This is a genomic window from Pelagimonas varians (assembly GCF_003208435.1).
In the GTDB taxonomy this organism is placed as follows: domain Bacteria; phylum Pseudomonadota; class Alphaproteobacteria; order Rhodobacterales; family Rhodobacteraceae; genus Pelagimonas; species Pelagimonas varians.
Genome location: NZ_QKMF01000015.1, coordinates 51219 through 74653, shown reverse-complemented (window position 1 = coordinate 74653; position 23435 = coordinate 51219). Strand labels below are relative to the sequence as shown.

The 23435-nt window shown below is 55.4% G+C and carries 19 protein-coding genes; 11 read left to right on the top strand and 8 right to left on the bottom strand.

Going from position 1 to position 23435, the window contains the following annotated elements; genetic code table 11:
- Positions 1-4 precede the first annotated feature (4 nt).
- Together C8N36_RS17750 and C8N36_RS17745 are read right to left on the bottom strand one after the other, a co-directional pair.
- On the bottom strand, positions 5-907 hold the full coding sequence (locus tag C8N36_RS17750) for a lysophospholipid acyltransferase family protein (RefSeq protein WP_245910944.1): 903 nt from the start codon (positions 905-907) through the stop codon (positions 5-7).
- Between the two features lie 115 nt (positions 908-1022).
- Entirely contained in the window at positions 1023-4442 is a 3420-nt protein-coding gene (locus C8N36_RS17745; protein ID WP_097806143.1) for an indolepyruvate ferredoxin oxidoreductase family protein, read from the bottom strand.
- A gap of 167 nt (positions 4443-4609) precedes the next feature.
- On the opposite strand from C8N36_RS17745, the gene C8N36_RS17740 reads away from it, so the two are divergent.
- The 5 genes from C8N36_RS17740 (at position 4610) to C8N36_RS17720 (ending at position 9875) form a co-directional block, all read left to right on the top strand.
- Entirely contained in the window at positions 4610-5512 is a 903-nt protein-coding gene (locus C8N36_RS17740; RefSeq protein ID WP_097806144.1) for a LysR family transcriptional regulator, read from the top strand.
- A 324-nt stretch (positions 5513-5836) separates the two neighbouring features.
- Positions 5837-6223, top strand: coding sequence for a YbaN family protein (locus C8N36_RS17735; RefSeq protein WP_245910942.1), 387 nt, complete (start codon positions 5837-5839; stop codon positions 6221-6223).
- Positions 6224-6250: 27 nt separating this feature from the next.
- Entirely contained in the window at positions 6251-6814 is a 564-nt protein-coding gene (locus C8N36_RS17730) for a DUF6151 family protein (RefSeq protein WP_141468180.1), read from the top strand.
- Between the two features lie 84 nt (positions 6815-6898).
- Positions 6899-9058: a phosphoribosylformylglycinamidine synthase subunit PurL gene (gene purL, locus C8N36_RS17725; RefSeq protein ID WP_097806146.1), complete on the top strand. Its 2160-nt coding sequence runs from the start codon at positions 6899-6901 to the stop codon at positions 9056-9058.
- Between the two features lie 127 nt (positions 9059-9185).
- Complete coding sequence (locus C8N36_RS17720; protein ID WP_097806147.1) at positions 9186-9875, top strand: M48 family metallopeptidase; 690 nt, start codon at positions 9186-9188, stop codon at positions 9873-9875.
- A 6-nt stretch (positions 9876-9881) separates the two neighbouring features.
- On the opposite strand, the gene C8N36_RS17715 is transcribed toward C8N36_RS17720, so the two are convergent.
- Together C8N36_RS17715 and C8N36_RS17710 are read right to left on the bottom strand one after the other, a co-directional pair.
- Complete coding sequence (locus C8N36_RS17715; protein WP_097806148.1) at positions 9882-11036, bottom strand: hypothetical protein; 1155 nt, start codon at positions 11034-11036, stop codon at positions 9882-9884.
- 63 nt (positions 11037-11099) lie between these two features.
- The gene (locus C8N36_RS17710) at positions 11100-11879 is read right to left on the bottom strand and encodes an SDR family oxidoreductase (RefSeq protein WP_097806204.1); all 780 of its coding nucleotides are present in this window, start codon (positions 11877-11879) and stop codon (positions 11100-11102) included.
- A gap of 186 nt (positions 11880-12065) precedes the next feature.
- On the opposite strand from C8N36_RS17710, the gene C8N36_RS17705 reads away from it, so the two are divergent.
- Both C8N36_RS17705 and C8N36_RS17700 read left to right on the top strand, forming a co-directional pair.
- Positions 12066-13082: a Hint domain-containing protein gene (locus C8N36_RS17705; RefSeq protein WP_097806149.1), complete on the top strand. Its 1017-nt coding sequence runs from the start codon at positions 12066-12068 to the stop codon at positions 13080-13082.
- Between the two features lie 109 nt (positions 13083-13191).
- Entirely contained in the window at positions 13192-14799 is a 1608-nt protein-coding gene (locus C8N36_RS17700) for a peptide chain release factor 3 (protein ID WP_097806150.1), read from the top strand.
- Positions 14800-14882: 83 nt separating this feature from the next.
- On the opposite strand, the gene C8N36_RS17695 is transcribed toward C8N36_RS17700, so the two are convergent.
- From C8N36_RS17695 to C8N36_RS17680, 4 genes are all read right to left on the bottom strand, one after another.
- Positions 14883-15473: a DUF6691 family protein gene (locus C8N36_RS17695; protein WP_097806151.1), complete on the bottom strand. Its 591-nt coding sequence runs from the start codon at positions 15471-15473 to the stop codon at positions 14883-14885.
- A gap of 3 nt (positions 15474-15476) precedes the next feature.
- Entirely contained in the window at positions 15477-16046 is a 570-nt protein-coding gene (locus tag C8N36_RS17690) for a YeeE/YedE thiosulfate transporter family protein (RefSeq protein WP_255253622.1), read from the bottom strand.
- Between the two features lie 97 nt (positions 16047-16143).
- A complete protein-coding gene (locus C8N36_RS17685; RefSeq protein ID WP_097806152.1) occupies positions 16144-17394 on the bottom strand; it encodes a vWA domain-containing protein in 1251 nt (416 codons plus the stop codon).
- Between the two features lie 58 nt (positions 17395-17452).
- Positions 17453-18361, bottom strand: a complete 909-nt coding sequence (locus C8N36_RS17680) for an AAA family ATPase (protein ID WP_097806153.1) — start codon at positions 18359-18361, stop codon at positions 17453-17455.
- Positions 18362-18672: 311 nt separating this feature from the next.
- Between C8N36_RS17680 and C8N36_RS17675 the strand changes: the two genes are divergently transcribed.
- Genes C8N36_RS17675 through C8N36_RS17660 form a run of 4 tightly spaced genes read left to right on the top strand, consistent with a single transcriptional unit; the run spans position 18673 to position 23426 of the window.
- On the top strand, positions 18673-19704 hold the full coding sequence (locus C8N36_RS17675; protein ID WP_097806206.1) for a glycosyltransferase family 2 protein: 1032 nt from the start codon (positions 18673-18675) through the stop codon (positions 19702-19704).
- Positions 19701-20348, top strand: coding sequence for a sulfotransferase family protein (locus tag C8N36_RS17670; RefSeq protein WP_097806154.1), 648 nt, complete (start codon positions 19701-19703; stop codon positions 20346-20348). The genes C8N36_RS17675 and C8N36_RS17670 overlap by 4 nt, the downstream gene beginning before the upstream one ends.
- Positions 20348-22720: a glycosyltransferase family 2 protein gene (locus C8N36_RS17665; RefSeq protein WP_097806155.1), complete on the top strand. Its 2373-nt coding sequence runs from the start codon at positions 20348-20350 to the stop codon at positions 22718-22720. The genes C8N36_RS17670 and C8N36_RS17665 overlap by 1 nt, the downstream gene beginning before the upstream one ends.
- A 1-nt stretch (position 22721) precedes the next feature.
- A complete protein-coding gene (locus C8N36_RS17660; protein ID WP_097806156.1) occupies positions 22722-23426 on the top strand; it encodes a class I SAM-dependent methyltransferase in 705 nt (234 codons plus the stop codon).
- Positions 23427-23435 lie beyond the last annotated feature (9 nt).

The following is a 23435-nucleotide window of genomic DNA, read 5'->3' as shown; positions in this document are numbered from 1 at the left end:
GGCTTTATCTGCGGATCTTGTGTTTTGCCTCGAACTCGAACCCGAAGTCATAGGTTTGGCTTGGGTTCGGGGATAGATCATATGTGGACTTGCGCAAGAAATCCATCAGTCCACGCGCATTGCCACGATATGCCTCAATTTTGGCGGGTGCGATGGGCTTTCCGATGCAAACCCGCACTGGTGCATCGGTGCGATCGCGAAATTCCTTGATCAAAAGACCCATCCGCAAGGACGCATGCAGGTGGCTGGCCAGCTGGAACAATCGCGATGTGTGCCCGTCAAAATAGACCGGCACCACCGTAGCATTCGACTTTTCGATCATCCGCGCAGTAAAGCTGCGCCAGCCCGGATCCATCGGTGGGCCAAAAGGCTTTTCCGCCGTCGCCACAGTACCGCCCGGAAAGATCCCGATGCAGCCGCCCTGCCCCAGATAGCGCAGGCTTTCTTTGCGGGTCTCAAGGTTCAGCGCGACAGCCTCGCGGGTGTCGTCAAAACTGACGGGCAGGACAATGCGATCCAGCTCTTCTGCTTTGCGGAAAATGCGGTGGGCCAGAATGCGAAAATCCCCCCGCACAACCGACAAAATATGCCCCATCATCAGCCCATCAAGAATGCCGTAAGGGTGGTTGGCAATCACAATCAGTGGCCCGTTTTCAGGGATATTGTCCAACGCACCGCCGATAACATCAAGTTCAAGCCCATAGCGATCCACCATGACTTGCCAAAAGTCACGGCCCCGCGCGACTTCATCCTCATAGCCTTGCGCCCGCTTGATCAAGCCCAGCCGGCCGGTGGCATTTTCCATCAATCGGATCATCGCCCGGCCCGGTTTGCTTTGCGCAGAATGGGCGTATGAAATGTCGCGGGCTGCATGCCTATCTGCTTGGGTCCAAAGGGGCGTGTTCATAGTTTCAGCCTTTTGCTTGGCAATTCCCTAAATCAAAACCCCTGCGGGTTCCCACACAAGGAAACACCGCAGGGGCCTAATTTTTGCTACAAACCGGTAACCCTTTTATGACGGATCACTCTGCTGCTTTGGACATCTCCGAGATACCTTGGCGCAGCGCCACCAATATTTCCTCACGGCGTTTGGCGGCCTTGGCTTCGTTGGCCTGCTTGACCGGACCAAATCCGCGAATGTCTAATGGCAGTTCGGCCAGTGCTCTCAATGCATCCGCATTCACACCATCCGCCTTGGGCAACCATTCGGCCATATCGCGCTGGTATTGCTTGATCAAAGCACGCTCCATCTTGCGCTCTTCGGTTCGGCCAAAGGGATCAAACGGCGTGCCGCGCAGCCCCTTTAGTTTTGCCAGATAGCGAAAGCCACGAAGCATCCCCATACCGTATTCTTTTTTCATTGGTCGGCCATTGGGGCCTGTTTTTGTGAGCATCGGCGGGGCCAGGTGAAAGGTCATTTTCAGATCCCCCTCAAAAACCTTCTCCGCCTTGGCTTGGGTCTCCAGATGCAGGCGTGCGACCTCATATTCATCTTTATAGGTCAGCAGCTTGTGATACCCTTTGGCCACGGATTCCTTGAGCGCTGGATCGGTGATTTGCGCCAAAAGCTTGTCAAACCGCTTGGCCAGACCTTTGCCTTGGTATGCGACCAGATGAGCGCGGCGAAATGCGATTTTTTCATCCAGTGTCTTTGGCAGTGCCACAACTTTTGGTGCGGCAAAACTGGCGGCATCTTCGGGGAATTGCACCGCCCAACGCCCGATTTCAAAGGCGCGCAGGTTTTTTGCAACGGCTGCACCGTTTAGATCAATCGCGGTGGTGATCGCTTCATGGCTCAGCGGAACCAGGCTGCGTTGCCAAGCCGCGCCAAGGATCATCATGTTGGAAAAGATGCTGTCGCCCAAGGTTGCCTTGGCCAGATCCGAGGCATCGAACATCGCAACCTTGTCTTGCATCCGCGCCTCAAGCGCCAATTGCAAGCGGTCGGTCGGCAGAGCAAAATTTGGATCCTGGGTAAAGGCCCCGGTCACGATTTCATGGCTGTTGACCACCGCGCCCGTGCGGCCAACGCTGGTCAGCCCAAGGGTTTTCGCACCTGCAGAAACCACCAGATCGCCGCCAATCAACGCATCGGCTTCGCCCGTTGCGACGCGCACAGCGCTGATGTCTTCGGGCTTTTCGGCCAGACGCAAATGAATATGCACCGCGCCGCCCTTTTGGGCGAGACCAGCCATTTCCATCATTGCCGCGCCTTTGCCGTCGATCTGAGCTGCCTGTGCCAAAACCGCGCCAATGGTGACAACACCAGTACCGCCGACGCCGGTGATGACAACGTTGTGGGTGCCATTGATCACTGGCAATTCCGGTTCAGCCAAATCCGGCAGGTCCAATTCGCGGGTCGCTGCCTTTTTCACAGTGCCGCCTTGCACGGTCACAAAGGATGGGCAAAAACCGTTGACGCAGGAAAAATCCTTGTTGCACGAGGACTGGTCAATCGCGCGTTTGCGGCCCAGTTCCGTTTCTGCTGGGACAATCGACACACAGTTTGATTGCACGCCGCAATCGCCGCAGCCTTCGCACACATCGGTGTTGATAAACACCCGTTTGTCCGGATCGGGGAATGTCCCGCGTTTGCGGCGACGGCGCTTTTCGGCAGCGCAGGTCTGAATGTACAAAATCACCGACACGCCTTTGGTCTTGGCCATTTCGGCCTGCACCACCGGCATGTTCACCCGTTCTTGGAATGTCAGCCCTTTGGGGAACAGGCTTTGGTCGACGTCTTCTTTTTCATCATAGACAACGGTTAGGTGCTGCACCCCCATAGCCAAAACTTCGGCGGCAATGCGCTGCGGAGTGAGGCCGCCTTCGTTTGCCTGCCCGCCAGTCATGGCCACGGCATCGTTGAACAGTATTTTGTAGGTGATTGTCGTGTTCGCGGACATCGCCGCACGGATCGCTTGAATGCCCGAATGGTTATAGGTGCCATCGCCAAGGTTCTGGAACACATGTTCGGTTTTGGAAAAAGGAGCCTCGCCGATCCAATTCGCGCCTTCGGCCCCCATGTGGGTAAAACCAGAGGTTTCGCGGTCCATCCATTGCACCATATAATGACAACCAATACCGGCATAGGCGCGGCTGCCATCGGGTACTTTGGTAGAACTGTTGTGCGGACAGCCCGAACAGAACCATGGTGTGCGGGTGGCAATTTCTTCGGCATTGTCGGCGCGGGTTGTCTCTGCCAACTGCGCAAGCCCGGCTTGAATACCGTCGGTGCCCCGCCCTTCCTCGATCAGAATACCGCCCAGTTTTTGCGCAATCCAGATCGGATCGAGCGCCCCGCGGGTCGGGAACAATTCTTCGCGGCCGACATCTCCGGTGCCGCCCTTGTACCAGCCATACACACGGCGCCCCTTGCGGGTGTCAAAGATCGCTTCTTTGATCTGAACCTCGATCAATTTGCGCTTTTCTTCGACAACAACAATCAAATCAAGACCGTCGGCCCAGGTGGTGAAGCCCTTCATATCCAAAGGAAAGGTCTGACCAACTTTATAGGTGGTGATTCCCAGACGTTCTGCCTCAGCCTCATCAATCCCCAGCAAGGACAGCGCGTGCTGCAAATCCAGCCAGTTTTTGCCTGCGGACACAAAGCCGATTTTGGCCCCCGGTTTGCCCCACATGCGCTTGTCCATTTTGTTGGCATGGCTGAACGCCTCTGCCGCAAAACGCTTGTAGTCAATCATTCGGGTTTCTTGGGCATGCGGGGTGTCGCCCAGACGAATATTCAACCCGCCTTCGGGCATCTCGAACTCTGGCAAAACAAGTTGCATGCGGTCAGGACGTCCATCGACAACGGCTGTCGCCTCGACCGTGTCCTTCATGGTTTTCAACCCGACCCAAACGCCCGCGAACCGCGACAGAGCAAGGCCGTACAAACCGTAGTCGATGATTTCCTGAACGCCAGCAGGGGACACCACCGGCATATAGGCATCGACCAATGCCCATTCGGATTGGTGTAATACGGTTGAACTTTCGCCGGTGTGATCGTCGCCCATAGCCATCAACACGCCGCCATACTGCGAGGTGCCCGCCATATTGGCATGGCGCATCACATCTCCGGACCGGTCAACACCGGGGCCCTTGCCGTACCACAGCCCAAACACACCGTCGTATTTGCCTTCGCCGCGAAGCTCGGCTTGCTGTGCGCCCCACAGTGCGGTGGCCGCAAGATCTTCGTTCAGACCTTCTTGGAATGTCACCTGAGCTTCGGTCAGGAATTTTTCTGCCTTGCTCATTTGCAGATCAACCGCCCCAAGGGGGGATCCGCGGTAGCCGGTCACATAACCCGCCGTATCCAAACCGGCCGCCTTGTCGCGGGCGGCTTGGGTGAGCATCAAGCGCACAAGCGCCTGCGTGCCATTGAGCAATACTTGATCCTTGGTCAGATCAAAACGGTCGTTCAGTGATACCTTTTGAGTGGTCATCGCACGCCTCCCCTCGCCGAATACAATTCTAATATAGCGCAATATTAGGTCACAATTGCTGACCTGTATAGGGAATTTTTTGTCTTTTTCACCCGTTACGTTATGGTCCGTTTCAAGTAAGGGTTTATGTCGTAAAGAGAGCGCTAACAAAGGCGGAAGTTGCTAATATGGACTGGGACAAGCTCCGAATATTTCATGCGGTTGCCGACGCGGGGAGTCTGACCCATGCCGGTGACTACCTGCATTTGTCGCAATCAGCGGTGTCTCGGCAAATTCGTGCTCTTGAGGATTCGCTTAATACCACCTTGTTTCATCGCCACGCGCGGGGGCTGATTCTGACCGAACAAGGCGAATTGCTTTTTGAGACGACCACTTCGATGAAAAAACGGATAGAAGCCGCAACGGCGCGTATCCACGACAGCGAAGAAGAAGTTTTCGGTGAATTGCGGGTGACCACTACAAATGGCTTTGGGGCCATGTGGCTCGCCCCGCGTCTGGCCAAACTGTATGAGAAATATCCGGACCTCAAGATTGATCTGATGCTTGAAGAACGGGTGCTCGACCTACCGATGCGAGAGGCGGATGTCGCCATTCGTATGAAAGAGCCAAGTCAGGCAGACTTGATTCGCAAACGATTGATGGCCATTCAAATGCGCCTGTATGCGTCGCCGGAGTACATTGAGGCGAATGGCATGCCGGAATCTATCGAGGACATGAAGGATCACCGGCTGATTTGTCAGAACCCGCAATCCGCGCAGGTACGCGCCGGTATGAAGCTGAACGAAGAATTATTGGATCACACACATAAAACGCTTACCGTGAACAATTATTTCGGTGTTCTACAAGCAGTTGCGTCGAATCTCGGGATCGGAGTGCTGCCAAACTATATCATCGATGGAAATCCGGACATCATTCGGGTGCTGCCTGATGTAGAGTCAGTCGAAGTGCCTGTTTTTCTTGCATATCCTGAAGAGTTGCGTCAATCCAAACGGGTCTCGGCCTTCCGCGACTTTATTCAAGAGGAAATTTTGGAGCACAGACGCTCATTACGCGCCCTTGACGATACCTAGACACCCCCGACTCAACCATTGCGACAATGCAACACTGTGGTATGCACACAACGCATAGCGGTAATGCTGCATGTGCGACATATTAAATCTTGATCGACTCTAAACTGATGCCATATTCAGCACATGATGATTGCACGCTTATCCAAGCAGCATCATCACCTCCCTGTTGGACTTCGGCCGAGCTTAATGCTCGGCCTTTTTTCTTTTTGGGGCCATGGTCAAGACCTTTTGATTGACCAACCTTGACCTACAGTCTTGCTTTTCAAGCCAGCGCTGCCATCTTGCCTCTTAGATTAGCAATCGCCTTTGCGAACAGGAATTCAGGTGACTTCCAAGACACATCATTACATCACACGCCCGATATGGGTGGTGTTGGGGTCCGTTAGCCTCGTGTTGGGTGTGATTGGTATTTTGCTGCCTGTTTTACCGACCACCCCCTTTATTTTGCTGGCCGCATATTGCTTTGGCAAGGGATCGCCGCGCCTGCGTCATTGGCTCGAAAACCATCCGAGGTTCGGCAAACCCATATTGACGTGGGAAGAACACGGAGCAATTGCGCCGCGCCACAAACGCATGGCAGCCGTGATGATGGCTGCAACCTTCGGGCTGAGCCTTGTCTTGGGCTTGCCGGCTCATGTACTGATTATCCAAGCAGTCTGCCTTGGCGGCGCTGCACTTTTTGTTCTGACGCGGCCGCCTGGTCCTCAGTAAACCTGTGTCACCTTCAAAGGAGTTCCGATGACCAAGCAATGTTCCCTATCGTGCAGTTGCGGCAAAATGGAATGGCACATCGCAGAAGGTGCAGAAGGCAAGCATATGATGTGCTATTGTGCTGATTGCCAAACCTTTCCAAGGCACTTGGGCAAAGCGGACACCTATCTGACCAATGGCGGCACCCAGTTGTTTCAAACTGTTCCCGGCAATTTTCATTTTGACAAAGGGCTGCAGCATTTGGGCCTAAAACGGCTTGGACCAAACGGCTTGTTTCGATGGTATTCCAAATGCTGTGACACGCCCATTGCCAATACTGTTCCAAAGGCCCGCTTTCCCTTTGTCGGGGCTGTTCTGCCTGCCGGGCATGACCATTTTGGCCGCGTCACTGCCCGCGTAAACACCGGGTCCGCCACCGTGCCTACCAAACAGACAGGCATGACGGCCACGGTCTATGGCATCTTCTTTCGCGCCGCCAAGGCTGCCATCACCGGCAAGGGCAAAACGTCGCCGTTTTTTGATGAAACCGGTGCCCCCATCGTGACCCCAACCGTTCTGACACAAGAGCAGCGCCAAGCCGCGCAGCCCTAAGCCCAGCAATCCCCCTTCCCCTTTGCAGTCGCTTGTCGTAAAGAGCGCGCGACACCAGCAGATGCGAATATATAGGGGGCTTCCATGCAAGAACCGGCCATCACCACTGAGCTGATCCAATCCCACGGGATCAACGCCGAAGAATATGACCGCATTCTTGAGATCATGGGCCGCGAACCCTCGTTCACAGAGCTGGGGATTTTCTCGGCGATGTGGAACGAACACTGTTCTTATAAATCCTCGAAACTGCATCTGAAAAAGTTGCCCGTTGATGGCCCGCAGGTCATTTGCGGCCCCGGCGAAAATGCCGGTGTGGTTGATATCGGCGACGGTCAGGCCGTGGTGTTCAAAATGGAAAGCCACAACCACCCGTCTTATATCGAACCCTACCAAGGCGCGGCCACCGGCGTTGGCGGCATCTTGCGTGACGTCTTTACCATGGGGGCCCGCCCGATTGCGGCGATGAACGCGCTCAGCTTTGGTGAAAAGGATCACCCGAAGACGCGCCAGCTGGTGCACGGTGTCGTTGAGGGTGTTGGCGGCTATGGCAACGCGTTCGGCGTTCCCACTGTTGGCGGCGAAGTCCGCTTTCATCCGGCCTATAACGGCAACTGCCTTGTAAACGCTTTTGCCGCCGGTCTGGCCGACGCAGACAAGATTTTCTATTCCGCAGCCAGTGGCGTTGGCCGCCCTGTTGTCTACCTCGGGGCCAAAACAGGTCGCGACGGAGTTGGCGGCGCGACGATGGCCTCAGCCGAATTCGACGACACCATCGAAGAAAAGCGCCCCACTGTTCAGGTTGGCGATCCTTTCACCGAAAAACGCCTGATGGAAGCCACGCTTGAGCTGATGCAAACCGGCGCTGTGATCTCGATTCAGGATATGGGCGCTGCGGGTCTGACCTGTTCCGCCGTTGAAATGGGCGACAAAGGCAAATTGGGCGTGCGTCTTGATCTGGAAAACGTGCCACAGCGTGAACAGAACATGACCGCCTACGAAATGATGCTGTCAGAGTCGCAAGAACGTATGCTGATGGTTCTGGATCCCGCAAAAGAGGCTGAAGCCCGCGCCGTGTTTGTGAAATGGGATCTCGATTTTGCCGTTGTTGGCGAAACTCTGGCCGAAGACCGCTTCTTGATCGTCCACAACGGCGAAGTCAAAGCCGACATGGTTTTGTCCAAGCTCAGCTCGACCGCGCCGGAATATGACCGCCCGTGGGTTGCCACGCCTGCTGCTGCCCCGCTTGAGGATGTGCCGCAGATTGATGGCATCGACGCGCTAAAGGCCCTGATCGGGTCGACCAACTATTCCAGCCGCGAATGGGTCTACCAGCAATACGACAGTCAGGTGATGGCCGACACTGTTCGGGTGCCCGGCTATGGCGCGGGTGTGATCCGGGTGCATGGCACCGACAAAATGCTGGCCTTCACCAGTGATGTGACTCCGCGCTACGTTAAGGCGAACCCGGTTGAGGGCGGCAAACAGGCCGTTGCCGAAGCCTTTCGCAACCTGTGCGCCACTGGGGCCAAGCCGCTTGCCACAACTGACAACCTGAACTTTGGCAATCCCGAAAAACCCGAAATCATGGGCCAGTTTGTGGGTGCCTTGGACGGGATCGGTCAGGCGTGTATTGCGCTTGATATGCCTATCGTTTCGGGCAACGTATCGCTGTATAATGAAACCGACGGCCAAGGCATTTTGCCGACCCCGACCATCGGTGCGGTCGGCCTGATCGCCGCTGGCGAAGAACCAATCCTTGATCTGGCCCGCGACGGCCACGTGGCTTTGCTCATCGGGGACACAATTGGCCACCTTGGCCAGTCTGCCCTTTTGGCCGAAGTGTTCAACAGCGAAGACGGCGATGCACCTGCTGTTGATCTAACCGCTGAACGCCGCAACGGCGATTTCATCCGCGCGCAGCGCGCCTTGATCAAATGCTGCTCGGATCTGTCCGATGGCGGTCTGGCTTTGGCCGCGTTTGAAATGGCAGATGCCTCTGGCGTTGGTGTTCAGCTGGACACCGATGACACTGCACAATTGTTCGGCGAAGACCAAGCTCGCTATCTGGTCGCCTGTAACTTTGATCAGGCCGAAGCCTTGATGCTGGCCGCAGGCCAAGCTGGCGTTCCAATCACGTCGGTTGGCAAATTCACTGGCGATACCGTAAAATTCGGTGCCTCCGAAGCGCCACTGGCAGAATTGTCGGACATCAGTCGCAGCGCTTTTGCAGGCTTCTTCGCCTAACAACTGCTCCGCACAGAAAAAAATCTGGGCCCTCGTCGTTTGACGGGGGCTTTTTGCTTGGAGGGTGACACCAAAAGGACGGCTGCCAAGCATTGCCCTTCGCGCCTCTCAGCCCCATATTCACCCTATGTTGAAATTCGCCCCCATCCTGCTCGCCCTGATTTATGGCTATGTCACCTTTCGCATGTCCACATGGCGCACGGCGCGTGAACTGGATGAAAAATCGACCGAACTGGCTGATCCACGTTTAAAACAGCTGACGGATCAAATGGCCGCCGCGCTCGACCTGCCGCGGATCAAGGTGTTCATCTACGAAATCGAGCCTGTGAACGGTCTGGCCGCTGCGGATGGCCGGATTTTCATCACCCGAGGGTTCTTTAACCGGTACAGGGCGGGCGATGTAACCGCTGAGGAAATGTCATCGGTAATTGCCCATGAACTGGGCCATGTCGCACTCGGGCATTCAAAACGGCGTATGGTCGACTTTTCCGGTCAAAATGCCATGAGAACCGCTCTGGCTATGGTGTTGAACCGCTTTTTACCGGGCATCGGGACATGGATTGCCCATAGCGCAATGTCCTTGCTGTCGGCCAAACTATCACGCAGCGATGAATATGAAGCGGATGAATATGCCTCTGCCTTGTTGGTCAAAGCGGGAATAGGCACAGGCCCGCAAAAGGCCCTGTTTCATAAACTGGACGCGCTGACGCAATCACGGGGCGGCACAGCCCCCGCCTGGATGCTGTCGCACCCAAAAAGCGGTGAACGTATTGCCGCCATCGAAACGCTTGAAAAGCGGTGGGCCAAGCTCACCTAAAACGGATCAGGTCGAGGGATCAGCGGCCACCAGTTCAAACTCGCCGTTGGCCACGTCTTGGCCGTTGACTTGCACGGTGACGCCATGCGTTCCCGGATGCAGCGTAAAGGTGCTGGCATTGCCCTTTAGCTTGTGGGTTTTCGACAAGGCCAACATGTCCCCCTTGGCCAGTTTGGCAGTCTTCAACTTGAACACTTTTTCAGCGCTGCCTTTGGGCCGCTTGAACCGCAACCGATAGTCAACCATCACCGGCAAATCACTTGGTGCGCAAAGCTCGATCTCAAACTCCAGCGCAGCCCCAACCGTGACCTGCGGCGTCAGGATGCGCAGCTGCCCCGTCACGTCGCCCGCATGATACCCAAGCAAGTCCAAAGCCCCGCGTTCGCCGCGTTTAACAGCAGTGCGCAGAGAATGCCGGGTGATCCATGCCATTTCCTTGGGGTCTTGCGCGCCGCTATCCGCCCAAGCGCCAAGTCGCGGGACCACGTCATCTGGAACAACTTTGCTAAGGTCATTCATGTGATTGGCCAAAGACCGCGTCACATAGCGGGTCGGGTCGGCATAGAGCCGATCCAGATAGCGCAGCGGCACCAAGGGCGCGATATCGATGTTGCGCGCCCAAGGCAAACGCGGACGCGTGCCTTCGGACACCAGCCGCCGCACATGGTAATTTTCGTCTTCGCACCATGTATCAAGCCGCGCCAATGTCTCATCGGGCCAGCGGTTGATGAAGGGCCGGATATAAAACTCCATCGAGAACCGTTTGGTGGCTGCGTGAATCAGATCCAAAGACAAATCGCGGTGGGTTTCCAATCCGTGACGCACCGCCAAAATGCCCGGAACCGCATGGATGAACCGGCCAAAATCATCGTCAGTTTTATCGGCGTCCAATTCAGGAGCCATGGCCGCGCTCAATGCATCGGCCATGGCTGGAAAACCTGCAGGCAGGCGTTTTTCAACACAGGTCGCAATCCAGTCAAGCCGTTCCAACAGGCCCAAATTTGGGAAACCTGCCAGAACCTCTTGCTGAAATGCGTCGGGGTCAAATCCGGGCAATACACTGTATTCGCGCGCTAAATCGCCAACGCTGTCTGCGTTGAACAACTGGTCAGCCAAGGAAAACCCTGCGCCGCCGCCCTGCCCGTCTGGACCCCGTGCCATAAAACACCTTTACCTTAGTTTCCGGTCGCACCAAAAATCTTGAACGATTTTTGACACTCCTGCTTAAAGCGTTGCGTTGGTTGCCCCGCCATCAAGCAATACATTTTGCCCGACAATGAATCCCGCATGTTGCGAACACAGGAACGCACACATCTGGCCAAATTCCTGCCGTGTGCCGTAGCGCCCCGCAGGAATTGTTGCCGCGCGCTGCGCCGACGCCTCTTCCAGCGTAACGCCTTTGGCATTCGCAATACCGGTGTCCAAGGAAATCGCGCGGTCCGTCGCATGAATGCCCGGCAACATGTTGTTCACAACAACACCTTGCCCCGCAACTTGGCGTGCGGTGCCGGCCACATAACCGGTCAAACCTGTCCGTGCGGCATTGGAAAGACCAAGCTGCGGAATCGGAGCCTTAACGGATTGCGAAGTGATGTTGACCACCCGCCCCCAGCCCTTTTCCGCCATTTTCGGCATCAAGGCTGTCATCAATGCAATAGGCGTCAACATATTGGCATCTATGGCTGAAATGAAATCGTCACGGCCCCAGTCAGACCAGACACCCGGAGGCGGGCCGCCTGCATTGGTCACCAAAATATCAACATCGCCTGCTGCTTCCAAAACTTTGGCGCGGCCCTCTTCGGATACGATATCCGCAGCGACAGTTGTCACTTCGACCCCATAGGTGTCACGAATCTCTTGCGCCGTGCTTTCCAGCGCGTCACTGCCGCGGGCGTTCATCACCAAATTCACCCCGGCCTCTGCCAAAGCTTCTGCGCAGCCCCGACCCAAACCCTTTGAAGACGCGCATACCAGCGCCCGTTTCCCTGCAATCCCCAGATCCATGATCTCTCCTGTCATCGGCCGCTCGTGCCGTTTGTTGTATCTGTCCGCCGACAAATGGCCGGACCACTGGCAATTTGATGCCACAATCATGTAGCATACGAAAGCGGAAGCCAAAAAATTGTCCGGGATTCGCCCAAAGGTTTTACTCTGGCGGATGTGTACTCCGGCCCGCTGTCACGAGGTGTCATGAGGAATAGCCAAAACAACCGGTCTGCCCAGACATTACATGTGTATCGTGCCGAAATGATCCGCGTGATCAACGGGGCCAACCTCGGGGACCCTCTCGGCTTTTGCGATGAACTGATGCCTGACGATGTGTACCGGCTTTCGCCAGTTGCCGCGACCGTAAGTCTGGGCGTTGCCACCAACGCAACTCCGCCGTTTTCCATTGCCGAAGACACCGAAATGGGCACCCCCGGTTTTGACCTGTATCTTGATTGCTGCCTGACCTTTATGTCCACCAGCGGCGAAACAATGGAATGCATCGTTCTGGTGGAAACCGATGAAACAGGCAGCGTCGCCCAAGTCTACGCACTGCCGCTTGGCACCATGACGGCAGATTCCGAATACGCATTGGTTGGGGTCGATAAGGACAACGCATTGCCCCGCTTTGCACAGGCCGCCTGCGCCTCTTTTACCGGCGGCACAATGATCACAATGGCCAACGGCGCACAGCGCCCCGTCGAAGATCTCAGGGTCGGAGATCGGGTTCTGACACGCGACGACGGACCACAAGACATTCGCTGGCTGGGCCATCACACCGCCCGTGCTGTCGGGGATTTTGCACCCGTCTTGATCCGCGAAGGCACCTTGAACAATTCTCGTGACTTGCTGGTCAGCCCTGACCACAGGCTTTTCATCTATCAACGCAGCGATGAAATTGGCGTTGGCCGGTCCGAGATTTTGGTCCGCGCCCGGCATCTGGTGAATGACACAACCGTGGTGCCAGTAACTGGCGGCTTCATCGACTATTATCAAATGCTCTTTGACAGTCACCAAATCATCTATGCCGAAGGAATCGCTGCGGAAAGCATGCTGGTTGATACGCGCACCAGCGCCGCCCTTCCAAAAGAGCTGGACAGTGCGCTTGGCGACTTGATTCCGGGGCACAAGCGGTCTGGTTTTGGTGCGCTTGAAGTACAAAAATCCCTGCTGTCACAGCCCAATCTGGCTGACCTCTTGCGCAAATCATCCACCAGCTAAACCTATAGGCTTGCCGACCAGACCCTAGGGGAACGAATAGAGACGTCTTTTATGGCCGGAGCGCAGGCATCCATTGCAGGCCGCCCGCCGCATCGTTATATGCCGGTTCATGCAAGACACCGCCTCAAACCGCCCCGCGCTCCCGCCCGAGATTGCCCGCCGCCGCACCTTTGCGATCATCTCGCATCCGGATGCCGGGAAAACCACGCTGACAGAAAAATTTCTGCTCTATGGTGGTGCTATTCAGATGGCGGGACAGGTGCGTGCAAAAGGCGAAGCACGGCGCACACGCTCTGACTTTATGCAGATGGAAAAGGACCGCGGGATTTCGGTTTCCGCCTCCGCGATGTCTTTTGATTTTGGCAAATACCGCTTTAATCTCGTCGATACGCCCGGCCACTCGGATTTCTCCGAAGACACCTACCGCACCTTAACGGCGGTGGATGCGGCTGTGATGGTGATTGATGGCGCAAAAGGCGTCGAAAGCCAGACCCAAAAACTGTTCGAAGTGTGTCGGTTGCGCGACCTGCCCATTCTGACGTTTTGTAACAAAATGGACCGTGAAGCGCGGGATACATTCGATATTATTGACGAAATTCAGGAAAACCTTGCAATCGACGTCACACCAGCCAGCTGGCCTATCGGCATGGGCCGCGATTTTCTTGGCTGTTATGATATGCTCAACGACCGGCTGGAACTGATGGACCGCGCCGACCGGAACGTTGTGGCCGAAACAATCCAGATCAACGGCCTTGATGATCCCGAGCTGGAAAAACACATCCCCGAAGCGCTGCTAACCCAACTGCGCGAAGAGGTCGAGATGGCCAAGGAACTGCTGCCGAAACTCGACCCGCAGTCAGTGCTGGAAGGGCATATGACCCCGATCTGGTTCGGGTCCGCGATCAACAGTTTTGGCGTCAAAGAACTGATGGACGGCATCAGCACCTACGGGCCGGAACCACAGATCCAAACCGCCTCGCCGCGGTCTGTCGCGCCCGAGGAAAAGAAGGTTGCAGGATTTGTATTTAAGGTCCAGGCCAATATGGACCCGAAACATCGGGACCGCGTGGCGTTTGTCCGGCTAGCCTCTGGCCATTTCAAGCGCGGAATGAAGCTGACCCATGTGCGCACGAAAAAGCCGATGGCGATTTCGAATCCCGTGCTGTTTCTGGCCGCCGACCGTGAATTGGCCGAAGAGGCATGGGCCGGTGACATCATCGGTATTCCCAACCACGGACAGTTGCGCATCGGCGATACATTGACCGAAGGCGAAGCCATCAAAGTCACCGGTATCCCGAGCTTTGCGCCAGAATTGCTGCAAGGGGTGCGGGCCGGAGATCCGCTGAAATCCAAACATCTGGAAAAAGCGCTGATGCAGTTCGCCGAGGAAGGGGCCGCCAAAGTCTTTAAACCGATGATCGGGTCCGGTTTTATTGTTGGCGTTGTTGGTGCCTTGCAATTCGAAGTGCTCGGCAGCCGGATCGAGCTGGAATATGGTCTGCCGGTGCGGTTTGACGCATCTCAGTTCACCTCTGCCCGCTGGGTTCATGGTGACGATGCGGCGGTCGACAAATTCGTCAACGCCAACAAACAGCACATCAGCTATGACAACGATGGTGATGTCGTCTACCTGACACGGCTGCAATGGGACATTGACCGTATCGAACGGGATTACCCCGATGTGACCTTGTCTGCGACCAAGGAAATGATGGTCTGAACAAGCTGACCGATCCAGACCCAGAATGACAAAAAGGGGCGGCTGAACATCAGCCGCCCCTTTTGAGTTTTGTCTGTCAATATTTATTCCGCAGGTACCTCTGCGCCCTTGTCCAAACCGGACAAGCTGTGTGGCAAGACATAGGCGACAAGGATAAAGATCACCCCGATCAAAATGCCCAAGATGTCGCCTGGCACCGCAAAAAGGCCGTCAAATTTTGAACCCGGAACATCGCCCAAGGTGACCTTACCGCCAAGGATATCCTCCAACAGACCGGATGCTTTCCATGCCGGATAAGTCACCATGTAAGCAGCTGCGCCAAGCAATCCGCCAGAAATAAAGAACACCGCATCCTTGCGGCCTGTCGCAGCCGCGCAAACGCCTGTACCGGGACAAAAGCCAGATATGGCCCAGCCGACCCCCAACATCAAACCGCCAATCAACACCCCGACATAAGCGGATTTGACGCTCATATGGGCCACATCGACCAAGCCAAGCATCTGGCCGCCAAACATCAAAATGGATCCGGTTCCGATGGCCATCATAATGGTTTTCGCAAGGTTCAAACGGCGCAGTGTCAACATGCCCGTCAGCACACTTGGATTGGTAGCGCCAATTCGGTCAAGCATCGCGCCAAAGCCCGCACCGATCAAAAGTGCTAGTAAAATTTGCATGGTTTAGCCCCTTTTATACATAATCATTGCGGTTGGAACGGCGGCAGCAAAGGTCGCTGCAGTGAACAAATACCCCGAAATCGATGTCTGCATCATACCAGACATCATGTGACCGGAGGTGCACCCCCCTGCCAAACGCGCACCATAGAGCGCAATAAACCCGCCCACAAAGGCAACCATATAGCGTTTGAGTGGTGTATTTCCGTAGTTGGCAACCCATACATCTGGCAGACGCGACGCCGCTGCAAACCCGCCGCGCAAGTAGGAAGATGCCGCTGCACCAATCATCATGGCCAGCACAAAAACAAAGCTATAGTTCAACGGATTGGCAGCGCTTTTGGCATATTTTCCGTCCGACTTGGCCATATAGGCATTGGTAGACGTAAAACCATCTTCGGTTTGGGTGATAAAGTCCGGTGAAGCAACATCAGCCACAATCCCGTCCAGAATTACAAACTGCGTTGATACGCCGATCGGCTTGACCAGCAAGACCGCCGCAAAGAAGACGAGCCCCAAAAGCACGCCTCCGATTTTCCAATCAAGTGCCATTTTGATCTCTCCAATGGATTTCATAGAGAAGGATCATAAGAACACATTCCAGTATCAGAATGATTCAAATCAAATACATTCCAATTTCAATAGGTGTTTCAAAAATTGGAGTGTCTTCTTGCTAGAGCATGGCCATCAAACGGGCTTTTTCCCCTGCATCATCCGGCTTTGAAATCGCACTGGCCAGATCCTCGAGAGACTGGATCGAATGCCCCGCGCGAAAACTGTCAACAAAGGGAAGCATGGTGCGGATGCCAGTGGCCTTGGGGGCGAATTCATCCCACCTGAGCAATGGATTCAACCAGATCAACCGCCGTGATGACAGTTGAATGCGGTGCATTTCCTTGGCCAGATCTTCAGGTACACCGCGATCCAACCCGTCGGTGATCAGCAAAACAACTGCGCCCTGTCCCATCACGCGGCGCGACCAGTCCCGATTGAAAGCGTGCAGGCAATCGCCAATACGGGTGCCGCCTTCCCAGTCCTGAGCCTCGGCTCCGGCTGATTTCAGCGCCGCATCCACATCGCGGGTGGCCAAATGGCGGGTGATGTTGGTCAACTGGGTTCCAAAAGTAAACGCGTGGACCTTGGACCAGCCAGCGCCCTTTTCATTGGCAACAGCATGAAGAAAATGCAGCACCATGCGGCTATATTGGCTCATCGAGCCGGAAATATCGCAAAGCACCACCAGATTGGGCCAGCGCAAACGCGGTTTGGCATGGGCAATGGCGCGAAATTCTCCGCCCTGCCGCAGAGCATTGCGCATGGTTTTGCGATAATCCGTCCGCAACCCGCGCGCCGACGCCATAGACCGCCGCGATGCAAAGGGTTTTACCGGCAAGGACAGTCGGGACAACATCCGTTTGGCCTGGGCGATCTCCTCTGTCGACATCTGCTCGAAATCCAAAGACTTCAGCATTTCATCGCTGCTGATCGTCATCGACGCGTCGACTTCGATCTGGGTGCCGTCCTCTTCTTGTTCGCCCTCGGGGACATCGGGCATCTCGTCGCCAAGCAAGGCCTGAGCAGCGCGTTTTTCACCTGATTGGGCTTGCTTGTCCTCTTGAACGCCGCGGACGGCCGGCAGCATCAAAGCCATCATATGTTCAAGATAGCGCGGATCACGCCAATACAGCCGAAAGACCTGTGCATAGATCAAACGGTGTTCGGGACGATTTACAAAACAGGCGTGCAACGTCCAAAAGAAATCCATGCGGTCGCTGAAACCCGCGGCTTCGACGGCACGGATCGCGTCGATCACCCGGCCCGGCCCAATCGGCAAGCCAGCTCTGCGCAGCGCGCGGGCAAAATGGATGATGTTTTGCGCAAGGCGCGGCTCATCCGGAATTTCGAGAGGGATGTGTTCAGCCATCAGCCTACGTGGGGGCGCTGCCCCCACACCCCCGGGATATTTTCAGACAGAAGAAACATCAGGCCGGTTCCAGAGCAGCGCTGGCTTCATCCAGTATGCGTTTGGCTTCGGAGCCGTGGATTTTGGCAATGTCGTCCTGGTATTTCAAAATCGCGCCGAGTGTGTCCGAGATCATTTCCGGTGACAGGTCGACCACGTCCAGAGCGAGAAGGCACTTTGCCCAATCGATGGTTTCTGCGACCCCCGGTTTTTTGAAGAGATCTTCGGTCCGCAGGGTCTGCACAAAGCTGACAATCTGGCGTGACAAGGTATCGGCAACTTCGGGGGCGCGGGAGGTCAGGATTTCGACTTCGCGGGCGAAGTCAGGGTAATCGACCCAATGGTACAAACAACGACGTTTAAGGGCGTCATGCACTTCGCGGGTGCGGTTTGACGTCAAGATAACGATGGGGGGCTCGGGTGCCTTGATTGTGCCGATCTCGGGGATTGTAACCTGAAAATCAGAAAGGGCTTCGAGAAGGAAAGCTTCGAAGGGTTCATCCGTGCGATCCAATTCGTCGATCAACAAGATCGGAGCGCCATTTTCATCCGGGCGCATGGCCTCAAGCAGAGGCCGTTCGATTAGAAAATCTTTGGAAAACAGTTCAGTTTGCAAAGTGCCGCGGTCTGCTCCGCCCTGCGCTTCGGCGGTGCGGATGGCGATCATCTGCGCTGGAAAGTTCCATTCATACACCGCAGAGGAGGCATCCAGCCCTTCGTAGCATTGCAGCCGGATGAGTTTGCGGTTCAGCATCAAAGCCAGAGCTTTGGCGATTTCGGTTTTACCGACGCCTGCTTCGCCCTCTAGAAACAAGGGGCGGCCCAGACGCAGCGATAGGAACACCACTGTGGCCAAGGCCCGTCCGCAGACATAGCCTGTGCTGGCCAGTTGTGTTTGCACGTCATCGATAGATGCTGGAATAGTCATATATAATCTCCCTCGGCCCCTCTCGATTGCCCCGCCAGCAAGGAAGGGTCAATAGCGCCAAAGTCGCACAAGACGGCCCGACCTTATGCTTTGCATTGACGGGTGCCGCGCGGAATGCGATGATTCTGTCAACGAACAACCGGGGAAAACCGGGTGATTGGCGGATGAGCAGACATGCCCCATAGCACATGCACGGCGCAACGCCTGGGATCAAACAACATGTACCCCGCCGGTTTTTGTGATGCCGTCGTAACCTTCGGTTTGCAAGGTGGCGCTAGTGTGTGCGCATATCCGCCCCCAAGGAGTCTGCCGTGCGCATAACCGCTGTCACCTGTGTTAAAAATGAAGGTCCATTTTTGCTGGAATGGATCGCGTTTAACCGCCTGTTGGGTGTGACAGATTTTCTATTCTATTCAAACGATTGCACCGATGGCACGGATGTTTTACTGGACGCATTGGCCGAAAACGGCGCTGTCACTCATCTGCCAAACCCCGCCAAAGGCCGCAATTATCAAATGGAAGCCCTAAAGGATGCCGCCAAGCAAGACGTCGTGATGCAAGCCGATTGGGTTTGGATTGCAGATGTCGATGAATTCTTGAACATACATACGGGTGATCACAGCATTCCCGCACTGATTGAGGCCTGTGGGAATCCGCAAGCAATTTCGGTGACGTTTCAATTCTTTGCCAACTGCGGGGTTACAGATTTCGAAGACCGCCCTGTGATCGAACAGTTCACCGCCTCGCACAATCCTGATTTGTGGTGCGCAGAAACCGCGATTGAGGTGAAGTCATTGGTTCGGGGCGATTTTCCGCTGCACTATTTTGGCGCGCATCGACCGTTTTTCAAAGCCAGACTTCCCAAAGGTCGACGCCCCAGCTGGACCGATGGATCGGGCCGCAATGTGCCGCACAAGTTTTATGTTGCAGCAAACAGCCGCCGCATTCGCAAGTTCCCCGCGGCTGGAGCGCGCGGGTTGGCGACTTTGAACCACTACGCTTTGCGGTCGCTCGACAGCTATTTGGTCAAAAATGATCGGGGCGATGTGAACCGCGAAAACCGCAATTTCGATGACACTTATTGGCGTGAACGCAATGACCGGTCTTTCCAAGACCGATCGATTTTGCGCTATGCCCCTAGGCTAGAGGCCGCAATGTCAGCCTTGCACGCCAATCCGGTGATTGGTCCGTTGCACAGTGAATGCGTCCGGTTACACCGCCAAAAGCGCGATCAGTTGATGGCCGATCCAGCTTATGCCGGATTATACACACATCTTCGCGATTTGCCCCCCTATCCCCCCGGCGAATACGAACTGATGCGGGAACTTGGTTTGGCCTCATGACAGGGGTCAAATGCATCAATTTGGGGCTGCCCAAAACCGGTACAACGTCTTTGGCCTATGCATTGGACAAAGCCGGTTGGCGGGTGGCTGACCACAAGGTGCGGCGCGTTCACACGCGAGACCCACAATTGGGCGGCACCTTTGTCGGGCGTCAGCTCTACAATGGCTATTTTGAAGGGAACCCTTTCAAATATCTCGACGTCTATGATGCGCTTTCAGAAATAAGTGCACTGAACGGTGAAACATCGCTTTGGCCGCAATGCGATTATGTGATGCTTAAGGCTATGCGGATGACGCGGCCTGACCTGTTGTTTGTTGCCACTTGGCGCCCTGCTGAAGAAGTATCTGACAGTATGCGACGCTGGAACAGTCTTGGCACAGACCGCTTGCCCGGCGGCACCATTCCCGGCCTTCCCTTGGGCTACGGAGAAAGCGACGCCGAACGCATCCGATGGATCGAAGGGCATTATGATATGCTGCGCGATGTCTTTGGCGATGATCCGCGATTTTTGGAATTGCCTATGGGGGCCTCAAATGCGCGGGCCCGCTTGTCCGCCCATGTCGGGCTAAAGTTACCCTGGTGGGGCAAGCTGAACGTAAACAAAAAGATCCGCGATCCCAGTGGTTCGAAGGGGATGATTTGATGCGGATCTATGTCCACATCGGGCCCGATTCCGGCAGCAGTGACCGGTTGCAAAGGGTGCTGGATGCCAAACGGGACCAGCTCATTGGCCAAGGTGTGCTTTATGCCCGCAGCCTCGGTGCACGCAATCACACAAGGTTGTATTTGGCCGTTAGCGATCCGGAAAACGTCGACAGCCTGCGCTATAACCGCGGGTATATCGCAGCCGACAAACAACAGGTTCTGCGCGACGATGTCGCCCGTCAATTACAGGCCGAAGTGGATCGGCATACCCCCGATGTCCTGATTTTGTCAGCCCATCAATTGGGCTCGTCTTTGTGCACCGCCTCCGAATTGAAGCGGCTGCGCGCAATGCTATTACCCTTGTCCGATGATATTCGTGTGGTCGCCCATCTGGATGATCCTGCCCGCATGCTGGTTCAACGTTATGCAGGCCAGTTGATTGACGGTCGCGCCCGTTCACTGGATCTGGAGCTAGGCTGTTTGACCGCGCCATCGTTCTGGGACGCCGCATTGGCCACCCGCCCAGCCCCTGACCCGCAAGCTGGGCAGTTCAGCGAAATCCAAGGCGCGTGCTACTGGCTTGATTTTCAACGCCTGCAGACCTTTTGGGAAAATGTGTTTGGCCTTGGATCAGTTACCTTTCGCAACATCCGACCAGAACAGTTCTATTCACAACATGCCCCCAAAGAACTACAAGCCGCTTTTGGAATTCCTCGATCATTTGGCAAATCAGACCCAGAGGACATGCCAACCGCGCCGTCAGCGTCTTGGCTGACCAGATCACGGATGTTCAATGATGCCGTCTTGCGGCTGCTGGCCCAAAAAAAGGTCATCTTGCCCCGGCAGCTGTGGCGCAAGTTTTTGGGAGAGATCAAAACCCACGGTGCCCCCATCCAGCCCGGCAGCTTGCAGGCTGTATCCGGGTATTTTGCTGAGGATATTGCACTACTTTGCCAAACGCATGACGGGTTGGACCCACACCTGATGGCCCCGGACCAACCAACGCATAATTGGCAAGAGGCGGACCCAACGCGCGGCTTTCGCCCAACGCAATACTTGATGGCCTTTCGGTGGCGCATCAACGAAGCCACCAAAGAAGAGTTGGCCAATAAATCTGCCGATTTGGCGTCCCTTGGCGCAGCGCCAGCCCCTGAGAACGGTGCAGATGCGAACATAGACGCGCAGCTCAGCCCAGTTGCGCGCAGGGTATTGCCCCCCTTGGCCAAGCAAAACTTTGCCAAGCTTCAAACCTCGGTTTTCGCGCCGCACAACCGCCTCGGGGTTATTGACGAAGAGGCCTCTGCCCCCGCTTATTCGGCAATCAAAACGCGGATTTTGCCAAAAGGGTCCAGCGGAAACGTCATTGTGGGCTGCATGAAAAATGAAGCCCCCTACATCATCGAATGGGTCGCCTATCATCGTTCCATAGGCTTCGACAGCTTCTTGATCTACACCAATGATTGTAGCGACGGGACAACAGAAATCCTGAACCGGCTTCAGGATATGGGGATCTTGCAGCATCGCAACAATGACTCGTGGTCCGGAAATTCGCCGCAACAACATGCACTTGATAACGCTCTAAGCGAACCTGTGATCAAAAACGCGGATTGGATCGCCCATATTGACGTTGATGAGTTTGTGAATGTGCGCTGCGGCAACGGCACCTTGGCAGATGTCTTTGACAGTGTGCCCGACGCCACTAACATAGCCATGACTTGGCGGTTGTTTGGCTACAATGGCGTAACCAATCTGGCCGACGCCTTTGTCATCGAACAATTCGATGCCTGCGCACCAAAGTACTGCCCCAAACCGCATACAGCTTGGGGCTTTAAGACTATGTTCAAGAACATCGGAGCCTATGGAAAAATCTCCTGCCACCGTCCGAACAAGCTGAAAAAAGGGGCAGAACACAAGGTGAAATGGGTCAATGGGTCCGGCACCGATATGACGCGTGACGCGCTGAAAAACGGCTGGCGCAACTCAAAAAAGACCATTGGTTATGATCTGATCCAATTGAACCACTACGCCCTGCGCAGCGCCGAAAGCTATCTGATCAAACGTCAACGCGGCCGGGCGCTGCATGTCGACCGGTCCATCGGGTTGAATTACTGGATTCGCATGGATTGGTCCATGAATCGCGATGTGACAATCCAGCGGAACCTTTCAAGGATGCAGGCAGAATACAACCGGCTGATGACCGACCCCGTTTTGTTGGTGTGGCACCAAAAGGGGGTGGACTGGCATCACGCCAAGGCGGTTGAGTTGCACGCAATGCCGGAATTCGAAGACCTCTACCAACAGGCGCTGGCATTGGACCTGACCGAAACCGAACGGGTGGCCTTTGCGCTCGCCCTCGACATGGAGAACTGACATGGACGAAAGCGCGCCCAAAACCCGCAGCCCCTATATCCGGTCCCGGGGGATGAATATCCCGAAACATCCGCAGTTGACCACAGGCCGGGTACGCGGTGCGATACGCGAAGGCACCTATGAGCGCAAAGAATGCGACGCGGTGATGCGGGTGGTTCGCCAAGGGGATCGGGTGTTGGAACTGGGCGGTGGGCTTGGCTATATGTCGACGCTGCTGTCGGTCAAGAAGAAGGTGGAAAAAGTGGTCAGCTATGAGGCCAACCCGGCGCTGATCCCTTACATCCATTCGGTGCATAAAGCCAATGGGGTCACAAACGTAGACGTGCGCAACGCTTTGCTATCACCAGACGTTGGCGATCCCGTAAAGTTCTATGTGCGCGACAACTTCCTTGGGTCGTCCATGGATTTCGATGCAGATCCCGATAGCGTAAAGGAAATTGTAAACATAGAACGTCATGCCATCGGCCCGGTGTTGGACTGGTTGAAACCGGATGTGCTGGTCTGCGACATCGAAGGGGCCGAAGCGGTGTTGTTGCCTTCTGCAGATTGGACGGGCATTCGCGTTGCCATAATAGAATTGCACCCCCAATGGATTGGGCAACAGGGGGTTCAGAATGTCTTTGACGCAATGCACAGGGCCGGACTGACATATTTTCCCAAAGCATCAGAAGCCAAAGTTGTTACATTCCGTAAAGGTTGGGGATGATTGAATTTT

What these genes read in the sequence shown, in the direction of transcription:
- C8N36_RS17705 (WP_097806149.1), top strand. Translation starts at nt 12,066, where the DNA reads ATGAGGAATAGCCAAAACAACCGGTCTGCCCAGACATTACATGTGTAT.
- C8N36_RS17730 (WP_141468180.1), top strand. Translation starts at nt 6,251, where the DNA reads ATGACCAAGCAATGTTCCCTATCGTGCAGTTGCGGCAAAATGGAATGG.
- C8N36_RS17690 (WP_255253622.1), bottom strand. Translation starts at nt 16,046, where the DNA reads ATGAAATCCATTGGAGAGATCAAAATGGCACTTGATTGGAAAATCGGA.
- C8N36_RS17700 (WP_097806150.1), top strand. Translation starts at nt 13,192, where the DNA reads ATGCAAGACACCGCCTCAAACCGCCCCGCGCTCCCGCCCGAGATTGCC.
- C8N36_RS17665 (WP_097806155.1), top strand. Translation starts at nt 20,348, where the DNA reads ATGCGGATCTATGTCCACATCGGGCCCGATTCCGGCAGCAGTGACCGG.
- C8N36_RS17710 (WP_097806204.1), bottom strand. Translation starts at nt 11,879, where the DNA reads ATGGATCTGGGGATTGCAGGGAAACGGGCGCTGGTATGCGCGTCTTCA.
- C8N36_RS17685 (WP_097806152.1), bottom strand. Translation starts at nt 17,394, where the DNA reads ATGGCTGAACACATCCCTCTCGAAATTCCGGATGAGCCGCGCCTTGCG.
- C8N36_RS17750 (WP_245910944.1), bottom strand. Translation starts at nt 907, where the DNA reads ATGAACACGCCCCTTTGGACCCAAGCAGATAGGCATGCAGCCCGCGAC.
- C8N36_RS17695 (WP_097806151.1), bottom strand. Translation starts at nt 15,473, where the DNA reads ATGCAAATTTTACTAGCACTTTTGATCGGTGCGGGCTTTGGCGCGATG.
- C8N36_RS17740 (WP_097806144.1), top strand. Translation starts at nt 4,610, where the DNA reads ATGGACTGGGACAAGCTCCGAATATTTCATGCGGTTGCCGACGCGGGG.
- C8N36_RS17680 (WP_097806153.1), bottom strand. Translation starts at nt 18,361, where the DNA reads ATGACTATTCCAGCATCTATCGATGACGTGCAAACACAACTGGCCAGC.
- C8N36_RS17745 (WP_097806143.1), bottom strand. Translation starts at nt 4,442, where the DNA reads ATGACCACTCAAAAGGTATCACTGAACGACCGTTTTGATCTGACCAAG.
- C8N36_RS17670 (WP_097806154.1), top strand. Translation starts at nt 19,701, where the DNA reads ATGACAGGGGTCAAATGCATCAATTTGGGGCTGCCCAAAACCGGTACA.
- purL (WP_097806146.1), top strand. Translation starts at nt 6,899, where the DNA reads ATGCAAGAACCGGCCATCACCACTGAGCTGATCCAATCCCACGGGATC.
- C8N36_RS17720 (WP_097806147.1), top strand. Translation starts at nt 9,186, where the DNA reads ATGTTGAAATTCGCCCCCATCCTGCTCGCCCTGATTTATGGCTATGTC.
- C8N36_RS17660 (WP_097806156.1), top strand. Translation starts at nt 22,722, where the DNA reads ATGGACGAAAGCGCGCCCAAAACCCGCAGCCCCTATATCCGGTCCCGG.
- C8N36_RS17715 (WP_097806148.1), bottom strand. Translation starts at nt 11,036, where the DNA reads ATGGCACGGGGTCCAGACGGGCAGGGCGGCGGCGCAGGGTTTTCCTTG.